At 75.6% G+C, this 13343-nt stretch carries 15 protein-coding genes; 6 read left to right on the forward strand and 9 right to left on the reverse strand.

Translation table 11 applies throughout. The annotated features are described in order from the left end of the window. The gene (locus tag G1H19_RS08190; RefSeq protein WP_152729867.1) at positions 1-219 is read right to left on the reverse strand and encodes a hypothetical protein; all 219 of its coding nucleotides are present in this window, start codon (positions 217-219) and stop codon (positions 1-3) included. Between the two features lie 264 nt (positions 220-483). Between G1H19_RS08190 and G1H19_RS08195 the strand changes: the two genes are divergently transcribed. From G1H19_RS08195 to G1H19_RS08205, 3 genes are all read left to right on the forward strand, one after another. Further along, positions 484-852, forward strand: coding sequence for a hypothetical protein (locus G1H19_RS08195; RefSeq protein WP_193616510.1), 369 nt, complete (start codon positions 484-486; stop codon positions 850-852). A 115-nt stretch (positions 853-967) separates the two neighbouring features. Beyond that, on the forward strand, positions 968-1576 hold the full coding sequence (locus G1H19_RS08200; RefSeq protein ID WP_162392732.1) for a class I SAM-dependent methyltransferase: 609 nt from the start codon (positions 968-970) through the stop codon (positions 1574-1576). A 499-nt stretch (positions 1577-2075) separates the two neighbouring features. After that, positions 2076-2864 carry a class I SAM-dependent methyltransferase gene (locus tag G1H19_RS08205; RefSeq protein ID WP_162392733.1) on the forward strand — a complete coding sequence of 263 codons (789 nt, stop codon included), beginning with the start codon at positions 2076-2078 and terminating at the stop codon, positions 2862-2864. Between the two features lie 320 nt (positions 2865-3184). Here the strand turns inward: G1H19_RS08205 and G1H19_RS08210 are convergent, their stop codons facing one another. From G1H19_RS08210 to G1H19_RS08245, 8 genes are all read right to left on the reverse strand, one after another. Next, the gene (locus G1H19_RS08210) at positions 3185-3937 is read right to left on the reverse strand and encodes a M23 family metallopeptidase (protein ID WP_152729869.1); all 753 of its coding nucleotides are present in this window, start codon (positions 3935-3937) and stop codon (positions 3185-3187) included. A gap of 199 nt (positions 3938-4136) precedes the next feature. Further along, complete coding sequence (locus tag G1H19_RS08215; RefSeq protein WP_235928059.1) at positions 4137-5381, reverse strand: APC family permease; 1245 nt, start codon at positions 5379-5381, stop codon at positions 4137-4139. Between the two features lie 44 nt (positions 5382-5425). Beyond that, positions 5426-6502 carry a hypothetical protein gene (locus tag G1H19_RS08220; protein WP_152729870.1) on the reverse strand — a complete coding sequence of 359 codons (1077 nt, stop codon included), beginning with the start codon at positions 6500-6502 and terminating at the stop codon, positions 5426-5428. Then, positions 6499-7173 (reverse strand): SCO family protein, encoded by a 675-nt coding sequence (locus G1H19_RS08225; RefSeq protein WP_162392734.1) that lies wholly within the window; start codon positions 7171-7173, stop codon positions 6499-6501. The genes G1H19_RS08220 and G1H19_RS08225 overlap by 4 nt, the downstream gene beginning before the upstream one ends. Further along, positions 7170-7892 carry a YcnI family copper-binding membrane protein gene (locus G1H19_RS08230; RefSeq protein WP_162392735.1) on the reverse strand — a complete coding sequence of 241 codons (723 nt, stop codon included), beginning with the start codon at positions 7890-7892 and terminating at the stop codon, positions 7170-7172. The genes G1H19_RS08225 and G1H19_RS08230 overlap by 4 nt, the downstream gene beginning before the upstream one ends. Before the next feature lie 47 nt (positions 7893-7939). Continuing rightward, entirely contained in the window at positions 7940-9679 is a 1740-nt protein-coding gene (locus tag G1H19_RS08235) for a copper resistance CopC/CopD family protein (protein ID WP_162392736.1), read from the reverse strand. After that, complete coding sequence (locus G1H19_RS08240) at positions 9676-10320, reverse strand: zf-HC2 domain-containing protein (RefSeq protein WP_152729873.1); 645 nt, start codon at positions 10318-10320, stop codon at positions 9676-9678. The genes G1H19_RS08235 and G1H19_RS08240 overlap by 4 nt, the downstream gene beginning before the upstream one ends. 73 nt (positions 10321-10393) lie before the next feature. Further along, positions 10394-10954, reverse strand: a complete 561-nt coding sequence (locus G1H19_RS08245; protein WP_152729874.1) for a TetR/AcrR family transcriptional regulator — start codon at positions 10952-10954, stop codon at positions 10394-10396. 81 nt (positions 10955-11035) lie between these two features. Here G1H19_RS08245 and G1H19_RS08250 point away from each other — a divergent pair, with 81 nt between their 5' ends. The 3 genes from G1H19_RS08250 to G1H19_RS08260 are packed head-to-tail and all read left to right on the forward strand — an operon-like array spanning position 11036 to position 13341. Continuing rightward, a complete protein-coding gene (locus G1H19_RS08250; RefSeq protein ID WP_152729875.1) occupies positions 11036-11311 on the forward strand; it encodes a hypothetical protein in 276 nt (91 codons plus the stop codon). 57 nt (positions 11312-11368) lie between these two features. After that, positions 11369-11941: a sigma-70 family RNA polymerase sigma factor gene (locus G1H19_RS08255; protein WP_162392737.1), complete on the forward strand. Its 573-nt coding sequence runs from the start codon at positions 11369-11371 to the stop codon at positions 11939-11941. After that, positions 11938-13341: an MFS transporter gene (locus tag G1H19_RS08260; protein WP_235928060.1), complete on the forward strand. Its 1404-nt coding sequence runs from the start codon at positions 11938-11940 to the stop codon at positions 13339-13341. The genes G1H19_RS08255 and G1H19_RS08260 overlap by 4 nt, the downstream gene beginning before the upstream one ends. The last annotated feature ends 2 nt before the right edge of the window (positions 13342-13343 follow it).

Below are 13343 nucleotides of genomic sequence, written 5' to 3' on the forward strand. Positions count from 1 at the left end.
TCACGGGCCCGCCGTCCGCGGTGGGCCCAGACCCTCGGGGGCACAGTCGGCGGCGTCGCAGCCACCCCGGCCGTCGGCCGCGAGCGCGGCGACGAGCACCACGGCCAGCAGCGCGAGGACGTAGAGGGTGAGCGCCCACAGCGGGGGCAGGGTGTCCATCACCCGGACGCCGGCCCGGCGCAGCCGCTGCCCCAGGTCGTCCTGCCCGCCCGTGCCCACCTGCGCATGCTCCCACCCCGCCGCGTGGGACTTCCGCTCCGCGGGGTCCCGCCCACCCGTGTACTTGCAGCGGTACATGGCCCGGTTCTCGTAGCGCTATGTGGCCGCCCGCGACTCAGGGATCTGTCGGTGGCCGAACCTCTACCGGACCCGCGCCCACCGGTCGCCTGGCCCGTTACGTGCTCGGCTACCGGAGCGACGTGACAGTCTGCGGAAGTGCGCGCAGGACGTTGGGCTGGAGTCCCGGACGAGGTGCGCCGAGCTGTGTTCGTCACGTCTGCCGTGCTCGTCTACGGCACGGTTGTGCACGTCGTCCAGCTCCTCGTCGGCGGCTGGGACCCGTACCCGTCCCTGCCGAGGTGCTTGGCGGCGTACTTCGCCTCACTGACCCTGCTCGACCCGCTCGCAGCAGTGCTCCTGCTGCTGCGGCGACGGACCGGCTTACTGCTCGCGTGCGCGGTCCTGGTCACCGATGCAGCCGCCAACGGCTATGCAACCTACGCAGTCGACGCGACCGCCGGCTTGACCCTCGGCCGAGTAGGTCAAGCGGTCATCACGCTGCTGACGCTGGCGCTGCTAGCCGCGACACCTCGCCTGTGGCCCTGGATGTGGCCCGTGACCATGCACCGTTAGCTGAACGGCTACCGGCACGCGGGCGGACGGACGGCGACCATCCCGATCGCCCTCTGATGCTCGCGGCCGGATCGTGTCGGAGGACTCGTCGCGCTTCGATACGTAGGTTGGCGTCGTGGATCTCCAGCCGGTGCGTGACGCCTACTCAACTATGTCCGAGCAGTACATCGGGCTGCTCGACAGTGGCTGGCCGGACGACCAGGACGACACGGCCCTGGTGCGACGGCACCTGACCGGACTCGCCGGACCGGTGTTCGATCTGGGTTGCGGGCCGGGTCACTGGACCGCCTACCTGGATTCTCTCGGGGCCGAGGTGACGGGCGTTGACCCGGTCCCCGAGTTCATCGCGCACGCGCGGGCCACGTACACCGGCTCGAGGTTCCGGCTGGGGTCCATGATGGAGCTGGACGTCCCCGAGCACTCAGTGGCAGGGATCCTGTCCTGGTACTCGACCATCCACGTGCCGCCGCCGGAGCTCGGCGACGTCCTCGCGGAGTTCCATCGGATCCTCGCCCCCTCCGGCGTGCTGGTCGCGGGCTTCTTCGACAGCGACGATGCCGTAGCTGCCTTTGAGCACAAAGTCATCACTGCCTACCGCTGGCCAGCCGACGTCTTCGCCCAGCACCTCGTCGCGGCGGGCTTCGACGAAATCCAGCGCCTCCAGCACCAGATCCCAGAGCGGCCACACCGCAAGTACGCCGCGATCGCCGTCCGCGCCTGCTGAGGCCCGCCACCCCGCGGCCGACTTGGCCGGCGGGTGAGCAGCCGTCCGGAAGACGACCGTCCCACGGCACATGTAGACCGCCCCGACATGTCCGAAGACTCTGGGGTGCCCGGCGTGCTGGCCGCCGCACTCATGGTCGTCAACGGCATCGGCGTCCTGCTCCTGGATGTCCTGGGCGTCTTGCTGCGCCAGCGGCTGGTACCCGACCGTCTGCTGGGAAAGGTCAACTCCGCGACTCTTCGGTCACGCGGGCTCGGCGTCTCTCGGGGCACTGGCCGCCGGCCTCGTCGCAGCCGTCACCGGCAGCATGTCGGCGGTCTTCTGGGTGAGCGCGGTCGTCATCGCCGCACCCGCGTTGCTCACCGCACCCGCACTCCGCGCCGCCGGCACCGACGACCCGGACACCCGAGTTCCGACCACCGACGCCCCACCGACGTCCCGACGGGCGACGTCCCGCGAACATGGCTGGACACCCGGCCGGACACCGAGGAGAACGACCATGAGCGTTGACTTCGCCGGGGACACTTCCCGGCTCTACGCCCGGTACCGGCGGGACCTGCCCGCTGACCAGGCCGCCGAGCTCGCACACCTGCTCGGCCTGAGTGCGAATGACGTCCTGGTCGACCTGGGCTGCGGCACCGGACAGCTCGCCGTCCCGCTGCGCCGCCACTGCCGGGCGGTGCTCGGCCTCGATCCCGAGCCGGGCATGCTCACCGGCCTGCGCGCGCGGGCCGCACCAGGGATCCTCACCGTGCTGGGCGCCGACAGTGATCTGCCCCAACTCCGTTCCCTGCTGGTCTCCGGCCAGGGTGCGGGGGCCGGCGCGGTGGTCATCGGCAACGCCCTGCACTGGATGGACGAGCCAGCCGCCCTGGCTGCCGCCGGCGCCCTGCTCCGGACCGGAGGAGGGGTCGCAGTGGTCACCCAAGGCCCACCCCTGTGGCTGGGTGCTGAGCCCTGGCAAGCCGGCGTCCGCGCAGTGCTTGAGCAGGGGCGGGGCCAGGTCCGTGACACCTGCGGAAGCGACGAGGCTGCCCTGCACATGCGGTCGGACATCCTGCGCGACCAAGGTCTCGACGTCAGCATCACGCGGTGGCAGGCCACGCACCAGGTCGACACCGAGTGGGTCATCGGGCACTTGGGAAGCGCCCTGCCCGACGGCGCCCTCCAACTGGACCAGCCCGACGGGCTGGCCGAGCGGCTCCGCGCCTCATTGGTCAGCCAGAACGGTCACTTGCTCGAAGAAGTCACCACCACAGCCCTCGTCGGACGGCGCGGGAGGGACTGATGATCTGACATCGTCGGCACCTCTTGAGCCTCCGGGTCGTGGTGTCGATGTGCTCACCACCTGGTCGACCAGACGTTGGAGGGGTCGGTGCCCCACCTCCGTCACGCCCTCAGGGAACCGCTCTCCAGACACCCGGGACCCAGCTAGCGCCGTGCTGTGGCGCTCACAGACGAGATCGCCGGGTCGTGCGCGGCCACATGGCGCTGCAAGACCCGCGCCATGTACCGCTGCACGTCACACGCCCACCCGGCCGCCCGGTACGGCCCCTTCGCAGGGTCACGCCACGAGCCTGCGAGTGGTGAGGGCGAAGGGGTCCTTCGTCAGATGTCGACGCCGCGGTCGCGCAGCCAGGCGACGGGGTCGACCCGCTTGCCGTCCAGGCCGCCCTGGTGCACCTCGAAGTGCAGGTGCGGGCCGGTCGACTGGCCGCGGCTGCCCAGCAGCGCGATCTTCTGCCCGGCCTCCACGTAGTCCCCGGCGTCGACCAGGATCTTCTCCATGTGGCCGTAGACGGTCACGTCGCCGTTCTCGTGCTTGATGTAGATCGCCTGGCCGTAGCCGCTGGCCGCACCGGCGCGCAGCACGATCCCGGCCTCGACCGAGTACTCGGGGGTCATCATCGGGGCGGCCAGGTCGATGCCCCAGTGCATGACGCCCCAGCGCATGGCGAACCGGCTGGTCAGCCGGGCCCCCTCGACCGGGAGCACGGTGTCCGGGCGGGCCGCCTCGGCGGCGGCCTCGGCCTCGGCGGCGGCGGTGGCGGCCTTGGCGGCCCGCTCGGCACGGGAGGCGGCGACCTCCTGGAGCCGGGTCTGCGCCTCGGCCTCGGAGATGGCCATCTGCGGGGTGGCCTCGAGCTCGGCCTCCAGACCCTGCGCCCCGGAGCCGAGCACCGAGGACACCGCCACCGACTCACCGGCCTCGGCGACCTCGAGCTGCTGCCCGCCGAGCAGGCCGGCGGCGGCACCCCCGGCGATCAGCGCGACGAGCAGCGCGACGGGCCGGGCCCGGCGGGGTCCGGGGGCAGGGCGGGGTGCTGAGCGGTCCCGGCGCTGGCGGGGCACATGCACCATGGCGGACGACCGGCTCTCCGTCGTCGCCGTGCTGTGCCTCGCGCTCAACCAGATCAGCTCCCCGCTCGCCGTGCACCGTTTGACTGCGTTCATCGAAACACGGCGTGACCGGCCTGTGACCGGCGGTGCGGCGCGTCCGGAACGACACGCCTGTAGTTCTCGACGGGCGAGCACGGTCCTGCCCCTCCCGTCACACGGGTCACCGCACCGGCTGCCGGCGGAGCCGCCGCACCACGAGCCGCCCGGCGACACCGGCGAGCAGCACCGCGGCGCCACCGGCGAGCGAGACCACCGGCAGGGTGACCACCAGCAGCAGGCACCCGGCCAGACCCAGGGCCGGCACCGCCAGGGGCGGCCGCTGACCGGCCGGCAGCGTCCAGGCCGCGGCGTTGGCGACCGCGTAGTACAGCAGCACCCCGAAGGAGGAGGCCCCGATCACCGCGGTGACGTCCGCGGTGAGCACCAGCGCGCCGACCAGCAGGGCCAGCAGCACCTCGACCCGCACCGGCACCGACGACCGGGGGTGCACCACCGACAGCCCGCGGGGCAGGTCGCCCTCCCGCGCCATCGCCAGGGCGGTGCGGCCGATCCCGGCCAGCAGCCCGAGCAGGGCACCGAGCCCGGCGACGGCGGCAGCCGCCACCGCCACCCACGCCAGCCCCGGCAGCGACCCGGCCCGGACGGCGTCCGCCAGCGGAGCTGACGAGGAGGCCAGCGCCTCCGGGCCCAGCGCCCGCAGCACCACGACCCCGACCACGGCGTAGAGCACGACGGCCAGCGGCAGCGCCACGGAGACCGCGCGCGGGATGGTGCGGGCCGGGTCGCGCACCTCCTCGGCCAGCGTGGCAATCCGGGCGTACCCGGCGAAGGCGAAGAACAGCAGCCCGGCCGCGGTCAGCACCCCGCGGGCACCCCCGGGGTCGGCGTCCCAGCCCGGTGCCGCGTCGGCGACGCCGGTGGTGGCCGCCACCAGCACCACGAGCAGCAGCGCCAGCGACACCGCGAGCAGCACCCGGGTCAGCCGCGCGGTGCGGGTGATGCCGCAACTGTTGACCGCGGCCAGGGCCACCACGGCCACGGCCGCCACCTCCCGCGCCTGGCCGGGCCACAGGTAGCCGCCGACGGTCAGCGCCATCGCCGCGCAGGACGCCGTCTTGCCCACCACGAACGACCAGCCGGCCACGAAGCCCCACCACGGCCCCAGCTGGGCGCGGCCGTAGAGGTAGGCGCCGCCCGAGGTGGGGTGCCGCACCGCCAGCGCCGCGGTGCTCTGCGCGTTGCACCAGGCGACCACCGCCGCCACCGCGAGCCCGGCCAGCAGCCACCAGCCCGCGGCGGCCGCGGCCGGCCCCCAGACGACGAACACGCCCGCGCCGATCATCGAGCCCAGCCCGAGCACGACCGCGTCGCCGGTGCCCAGTCGCCTCGCCAGTGTGCCTGCCACGCCCAGCAGGGTGCCGCACCCAGGTGGACGGCCGGTGACGCCGGTCAGGTGGTGGGAGGGGCGCCCGCCGCGGCGACCACCGGCTGGGCCGGGTCGCGGAAGCGGCGGACCGCCAGCACGCCGCCCATCACCGACCCCAGGCCCAGGCCGACCAGCACCGCGACCGCCGCCCGGGTCACCGCCGCGGGCGTGGTGCCGAGCAGGTTCGCCGTCCACAGCGCGTCGACGTCCGGGATGCCCTGCACCAGCATCAGCCACCCGACGACGACGGCCAGCAGGCCGGTCATCACCCCGCGCCCGCGCCGGGACGCCCGCCAGCCCAGCACCGCCACCGCGAGCACGACCAGCGCCGGCAGCAGCGCGCCGGCCAGCGCCCCGGGCCAGGAGGACACCGACACGGCGGGCTCCGGGGTGCCGGCGGCGTGCACCACGGACGCCACGCCGCCGGCCAGCAGCACCAGCCCCAGCGGCCGCGGGGTGCGGGCCCGGGCACCGGCGAGCACCCCGGCCAGGGCCAGCGCGGCGTACAGCGGCCAGACCAGCCACCCCGGGGGCGGGGGCTCCCAGGTGAGCCGGCCGGCCACGGTGACCGGGGCGCCGTCGACGGTCATCGGCACGGTCCAGTCGATGACGGTGTGCTCGGCGGTGGGGTCGGCGCGCACCTGCGGGGGCAGCTCGGAGCTCATCCAGTGCGTGCGGTGGTCGTGCCAGACGTAGGTGGCCGCGGTGGACACCTGCTCCCACTCCGGCGGGGCGTCCGGGTCGGCCTGCGGGGGCAGCGGCGTCCGGCCCTCGGCGTCCAGGTTGAGGTAGGTGGCGGGGCTGCGGGTGTTGCGCCAGACGCCGTCCGGGCCGATCCGCAGGTAGGGCTCACCGGAGTAGCCGGGCACCTCGACGTCCCGGCCGCTGGTCACCACCTCGAGCTGGTCGCCGAACTGCAGCGCCCGCACCCGCAGCCCGGGCACCTCAGGGCTCACCGAGGTGACCCGGCCGTCGTAGTCGCTGCCGGCGGCTCCCCCGCCCACGTGCGCCGACGCCGGGCCGGCCAGGGCGAGGACGGCCAGCACGGCCAGCAGCAGCACCCCCAGCCGGACGGCGGGACGGCCGACCGCCCGGGTCATGCGCCGGCGACGACGGTGAGGTCGTGGGCGATGTCGCGCGCGGTGTTGCCGGCGTCGAAGGCCACGTCGGCCTCGCCGTCGGCTCCGTACAGCAGCAGCAGCGAGGAGTGCTGGCGACCCATGTCCTCGGCGAGCGGGACGCCGGCAGCGAGCTGGGCCTGGTCGATCTGAGCCTGGTCACCGGTCAGCCCGACGAAGTCCACGGCCAGGTCGCGGTCGAACCGGTCCAGGTACTCCCCCAGCACCTCCGGGGTGTCCTGCGCGGGGTCGGTGGTGACGAACACGACCCGCACCTGCTGGGCGACGGCCGGGTCGACGGTGCGCAGCGCGGTGGCGACGTCGGCCATCGTGGTCGGGCAGACGTCGGGGCAATTGGTGTACCCGAAGAACAGCAGCGTGGGCGCGCCCGCGGTCGCCGTCCCGAAGTCGTAGGGGGCGCCGGTGCGGTCGGTGAGCGTGAACTCCGGCTTCTGGTACGGCGTCTGCAGGTACAGGCCGTCGTAGGGGCTGTCCGGGCCGGACACCGTGGCCGCCGCGGCGTCGCTGCCGTGGTCGTGCTCCTCGGCACCGGAGCTGCAGCCGGCGAGCAGCACCCCCGCGGTGAGCAGCAGGGCGGCGCAGCGACCGACGACGGGGCGGCGACCGGTGGCGGGGCGGGCGGAGCGGGTCACGAGCCCACGGTACGTCGGCGCCCGCTCCAGCCGAGGGCGAGCCCGGCCAGCCCGGCGACCAGGCCCAGGCCACCCAGCACCAGGGCGACGGTGGCGGTGGTGTCGTCGCCGTCCGCGGCGGGGGTGGCGGCGGCGGCCGGTGTGCTGGACGCCGTCCCGCCGTGCCCGTCCCCGGCGGCGCCCAGGGTGAGCACCGGCGCGGGGCTCTCCGGCTCCTCCTGGCCCTCGACGGTCGGCTCGATCCAGGCCGCCTCGGTGCCGTCGCTGTAGGTCTGCACGACGTTGAACGTCATCGTGTCGGTGTCCGGGAAGGGGCCGGCGGACAGCGCGAACTCCTGGAACTGCCCCGGCGCGATGCCGCCGCCCGGATCGGCCGTGAACGAGACCACCGACACCGCGGAGCTCAGCGTGTCGCCGTCCCGGGTGGTGACCGGCGGGTCCAGCGGGGTGTCGGTGGCGGTCGCCGTCCAGCCGGGGACGGGCTCGATGCTCACCGAGGCCAGCGGGTCGGAGGTGGGCAGCTGGATCTGCAGGGAGACCGTGCTGGCCGTGTCGCTCTCGTTGGGCACCCGGAACACGAGCTTGCCGTAGCCCTCGGCCACGGCGTCCGGGGAGGACACGGTGACGTGGGCGGAGGCGACGCCGGCGCCGCCCACCAGTGCGGTGGCGGCGGCGAGGGCGACGACGCCGAGACGGGCGGTCGGGCGGTGCGGGGACACGGTTCTCCTGAGGGTGAGGTGGGTGCGGCGGGTGGTCCGGTGACCGGTCACCGGACGGCGACGACGGTGCTGGCGGTGACCGCGGTGAACTGGTCCAGGCGGACGGTGACGGTGACCGTCCAGTTGCCGGCGGTGGGGAACGCGACGTCGACCCCGGTCCAGTGACCGGGGCCGCTGGGCTCCAGCTCGGCGGCCAGCGGGCCGATCTGCTGGGCCGGCTCGCGCAGGTCGACGGCGATGTCCCGGGGCTGCACCAGCCGGCCGGACTCGTCGAGCAGGTAGATGTGCATCGCGGTGGGGCCGGGGCTGGCCGGGTCCAGCGTGAGGCCGACGCTGCCGTTGCCGGTGCTGCCCGCCGACGACTGCAGCGGCAGCGTGACGTCGACCGGCCGGCCCGCGGCGTCGGCGGCCGGGGCGGTGCCGACCAGCACCGCGGAGACCGCGAGCACCACGGCCGCGACCGCCGCCTCCACCAGGACCGAGCGCCGGAACGGTGCCGTGTCGAGCTCTGCGGCGTCCACCCGCTCCTGCGGCCCGGGGGTGGCGGCGAAGGCGTGCGCGGTGACGTGGCCGACCACCCGGCGCCCGGCGAGGGCGCCCACGTGCTGCTGCACCCAGACCCGGCTGACCCCGGCGGCGGCGAGCACCACGGCGACCAGGGCCAGCTTGGCGACCAGCAGCCAGCCGTAGGAGGTGGACACCAGGGCGCCGAGCGACCCGACCTCCCGCACCGACTGCACGACGCCGCTGACCACGAGCGCGGAGACCGCGCCGAACGCCAGCCGGGAGAACCGGGGCAGCGCCTCCCGCAGCTCGGCCACCGGGACGCCGGGCCGCAGCAGCGCGACCAGCAGGCCGGCCAGCCCGCCCAGCCAGACCACCATCGCCGCGACGTGCACGACCGCGGCGGCGACCGCGAGGCCGGTGCCCGCCCCGGCGACCGGGTGCCCGACCGCGGCCGTGGTGAGCACCAGGCCGGTGGCGAGCACCGCCCCCCCCACCAGTGCCGGCCGGCCGGGGGGCAGCCGGACCGTGGCCAGCAGGGCGGCGAGCATCAGGGCCAGCAGCGCCCGCAGCAGCAGGGTGGCGCCGTAGGCGGAGGATGCGGTGCTGTCCAGCAGGGCCGGGTCCAGCAGCGACCCGAGGCCGGCCCCGGCCGCGTACGGGCCCTGGAGCAGGAACGAGGCCAGCGCCGCGACCGCCACCCCGGCCGCGCCCGCGGTGGCCAGCCGGCGCAGCCGCGCCAGCGCCCAGCCCCCCGGCCAGCAGAGCGCCAGCAGCACCGGGACGCCGATGCCGGCCGCCAGCCCGGCGTAGCCCAGCGTCCGGGCGGCCGGGAGCGCGACGGCGACCGCGGCGTCGGTGCCGCTGCCCGAGGCGGCGGCGTCGGCCGGGACGAGCTCGGCGTCGCCGACCACGAAGGCGTAGGCACCCGACACCGGGTGGGAGTCGGCGGAGACCACCCGCCAGGTGACCACGTAGCTGCCCTCGGACAGGCCGGTGCGCAGCGGCACGGTCAGCACGTCGCCGGCCACGGCGGCCGAGCCGGTGTCCACCCGGTCCCCGCCGGCGGCCAGCACCCGGGCGTAGCCGGCCCCCAGCGACACCGCCTCGCTGAACCGCAGCTCGACGATGGTGGGCGCCACGTCCAGCCGGGCGTCCGCGGCCGGGGTGGTGTCCGCCAGCACCGCGTGCGCGGAGGCGGGCCGGGCGGTGCCGACGTCGACCGCGCCGGCCAGGCCCAGCAGGGCGAGCAGGAGCAGCGGCAGCGCGACCAGGCGCCTCACGCGGCGGCTCGACGGCGCACCAGGGCCGGCCGGTCGACCCCGCGCGAGCGGCCGCGCCAGGCCACCAGCCCGACCAGCAGCAGCCCGGTCAGCAGCAGCACGTGGGTGAGCGCGCGGTCGGCGTCCACCCGGCCGGCGGCCAGGTCGCGCACCGTCACCACGGTCAGCACCGCGACGAAGCTGCCCAGCAGCGGCAGCGCACCGGCGGCCAGCCGCGGGGCGGCCGCGACGGCGAGGAACGCCACGGCCAGCGCCGCGTTCCAGGCCCCGGTCTCGTGCGCCACGTGCGCGGGGGCGCTCATGTCGTCCACGCCGTGCACCAGCGACGGCCAGGCGAGCACGCCCTGGGCCACGGCGAGCAGCACCAGCGCGGCACGCAGCACCCGGTCGGCCAGCCGGCCGGAGCCCTGTCGTGCTGCCGGCAGCCGCGCGGGCAGGGCGCTCAGCACCGCGTGGGTGAGGTCCGGGGTGACCGTGACCGGGGCGACCCGGGCCCGCCGGGTGACCAGCGCCGCCCGCTCGGCCCACGGCGCACAGCCGTCGCAGTGGGCCAGGTGGGCGTCCAGCTCGGCGACGGGCAGACCCGGGTCCTCGCCGTCGAGCCGAGCCGACAGCGCCTCGCGGAACGGTGCACACGACATGCTGAATCAGTCGTGCCCGGCGGCCGGCTGGTTCCCGGCGCCGGGTGTGCGGTGCGCCACGCCGCGCTGCGCCTCAGCGCAGGCCGCGGAGCACCGCGTCGACCAGCGGTTCGACCTCGTCCTCGGTGAGCACCTCACCCCGCCAGAGCAGCCGGTAGTACGCGGCCCCGGTGACCAGGTCCAGCACCGTCTCGCCGTCCACGTCCGCCCGGACCTCGCCGGCGGCGCGGGCGCGCTCGACCCACCGCAGGCCCTCGGCGCGCACCTCGGCGAGCGTCTCCTGCAGGGCCTGCTGCACGCGGTCGTCCCCCGCCGCGGCGGCGAGCAGCTCGGCGGCCGGTCGGCGGACCCCGCCGGCGGCGAAGGCGCGGGCCGTGCGGGTGAGCTGGGCGACGAGGTGGCCGCGCAGGGAGTCGACGTCCGCCGGCAGCGGTGGCTGCGCGGGCCGGGAGCTCGCCACGGCCACCAGCACCTCCTCCACGCTGCCGAAGCGCCGGTTGAGGGTCGGGGCGCCGACCCCGGCCCGCTGGGCGATGGCCGCCCGGCTCAGGCCGGCCCGGCCGACCTCGTCCAGCAGCTCCACGCACGCCTCGACGACCGCCCGGTCGACCGCGGGGTCACGGGGTCTGGCCATCCGGTCCTCCACTCCCCTGGCGGCCGGCGCGGCCACCGATTACGTTACTCGCAGGAACGTAACCTCTCGGGAGGAGCACTCGTGTCCACGGTGTCGCGCCACGGAGCAGACCTGCTCGGCCACCGCGTCGAGCTGGAGTTCGACCGCAAGCTCTCCGTCGTCAACAGGGCCCGGTTGTTCGTCGACGGCGTGGAGGTCGACGCGACCCGAGTCGTCTACGGGGAGAGGACGCTGACCGCCCGGCTCGGTGACGGCACCGAGGTCGAGGTGGCACTGCACTCGGGCATGGTCGGTGAGCTGACCCGTGCCCAGTTGCGCAGTCCGGACGGCTCCTGGGTCGACCTCACCGGCGACTGAGCCGGGACGCGCGGTGGCGGGGCACCCGTCACCGCCGTCACAGCGGAAGATGGCAGCGTGGACGTCCGCGACGAGCTGGCCCGCACCGCCGCGGCGGCCGCCGCCGGTGACCCGGTGGCCGCCGGCGCGCTGGTGCGGGCGACCCAGCACGACGTCTGGCGGCTGTGCGCCCACCTCGTCGACCGGGACTCCGCCGACGACCTCGCCCAGGAGAGCTTCCTGCGGGCCCTGACCTCGCTGCACCGCTTCGAGGGCCGCTCCTCGGTGCGCACCTGGCTGCTCACCGTCACCCGGCACACCTGCGCCGACGCGCTGCGGGCCCGGCGGCGCAGGCCGCTCACCCTCGTCCCGGACGCCGTGTCGCTGGAGGCCGCGGCGTCGCCGGGCAGCGGCGGCACCGGGCCGGACCAGGTGGGCCAGGTGGTGGCCGCCGCCGACCTGCTGTCCCGGCTGCCGGCCGAGCGCCGCGAGGCCTTCGTGCTCACCCAGCTGCTCGGGCTGCCCTACGCCGAGGCGGCCGCCGTCGCCGGCTGCCCGGTCGGCACCATCCGCTCCCGGGTGGCCCGGGCCCGGGCCGACCTGGTCGACGCGCTGCAGGACGAGCCGTCGCGCGCGCAGGCCGACGGGTGACCGCCGGCGACCCGGTGGCCCTGGGCACGGCCCGCGGCCGCTGGGTGCTGGCCGCGACCGTGCTCGCCTCGGCGATGGCGTTCCTGGACTCGACGGCGGTGAACGTCGCCCTGCCGGCGATCGGCACCGAGCTGGACTCGTCGCTGTCCGGCCTGCAGTGGACGGTGACCGGCTACACGCTGTCGCTGGCCTCGCTGATCCTGCTCGGCGGCGCGCTCGGTGACCGGTACGGGCGGCGGCGGGTGTTCGTCGTCGGCGTGGTCTGGTTCGCCGTCGCCTCACTCGTCTGCGGGCTGGCCCAGTCGACCGGCCAGCTGGTCGCGGCGCGCGTGCTGCAGGGCATCGGCGGCGCGCTGCTGACCCCGGGCAGCTTGTCGCTCATCCAGGCCTCGTTCCGCGTGCAGGACCGGGCCCGGGCGATCGGCCTGTGGTCGGCGCTGGCTGGGGTGACCAGCCTCGGTGGGCCGTTCGTCGGCGGCTTCCTCATCGACTCGGTGAGCTGGCGGCTGGTCTTCCTGGTCAACGTCCCGCTGGCCGCGGCGGTGGTGTGGGTGTCGGCCCGGCACGTGCCGGAGAGCCGCGACCCCGCCCACCACGGCCGCTTCGACGTGCTCGGCGCGGTGCTCGCGGCGCTGGCGCTGGGTGGCACGACCTACGCCCTGATCACCGCCGGCGACGGCACCGGGACGGCGGTCTGGGGTACCGCCGCGGTGGGCGTCGGCGCCGCGGTCGGGTTCGTGCTGCGCGAGCGGCGGGCCGCGGACCCGATGCTGCCGCTGGGCGTCTTCACCGACCGGCAGTTCAGCGGGGCCAACCTGAGCACGCTGGCCGTCTACGGCGCACTCGGTGGGTTCTCCTTCTTCCTCGTGCTGCAGCTGCAGACCGTGCTGGGCTACGACGCGACCGCGGCCGGGGCGGCCACCGTGCCGGGGATCGCCGTCATCTCGCTGCTCTCCTCCTCCAGCGGCGCCCTGGCCCAGCGGATCGGGCCCCGGTGGCCGATGACGGTCGGGCCGCTGGTGGCCGGCAGCGGGTTGCTGCTGCTGAGCCGGGTGGACGCCGGCAGCGGCTACCTCACCGGCGTCCTGCCGGGGGTGCTGCTGTTCGGGCTGGGGATGGCGCTGGTGGCGACGCCGCTCACCGCGACCGTGCTCAGCGCCGCGCCCGACCACCTGGTCGGCGTGGCGAGCGGGGTCAACAACGCCGCCGCCCGCGCCGCGCAGCTGCTGGCGGTGGCCGCACTGCCGGTGGCCGTCGGGCTCTCCGGGGCCGACTACGCCGACCCGGACGCCCTCACGTCCGGGTACGCGCTCGGCATGACCCTGTGCGCCGCCGTGCTGGCCTCCGGCGGGGTGATCGCCCTGCTCACCATCCGCTCCGACGTGCTGCGGGCCGGCTGACC

This window comes from Goekera deserti (assembly GCF_010685995.1).
GTDB classification, from domain to species: domain Bacteria; phylum Actinomycetota; class Actinomycetes; order Mycobacteriales; family Geodermatophilaceae; genus Goekera; species Goekera deserti.

Excerpts from the sequence above, each read along its gene's own strand:
- G1H19_RS08240 (WP_152729873.1), bottom strand. The coding sequence starts at position 10,320 with ATGTCGTGTGCACCGTTCCGCGAGGCGCTGTCGGCTCGGCTCGACGGC.
- G1H19_RS08205 (WP_162392733.1), top strand. The coding sequence starts at position 2,076 with ATGAGCGTTGACTTCGCCGGGGACACTTCCCGGCTCTACGCCCGGTAC.
- G1H19_RS08245 (WP_152729874.1), bottom strand. The coding sequence starts at position 10,954 with ATGGCCAGACCCCGTGACCCCGCGGTCGACCGGGCGGTCGTCGAGGCG.
- G1H19_RS08220 (WP_152729870.1), bottom strand. The coding sequence starts at position 6,502 with ATGACCCGGGCGGTCGGCCGTCCCGCCGTCCGGCTGGGGGTGCTGCTG.
- G1H19_RS08210 (WP_152729869.1), bottom strand. The coding sequence starts at position 3,937 with ATGGTGCATGTGCCCCGCCAGCGCCGGGACCGCTCAGCACCCCGCCCT.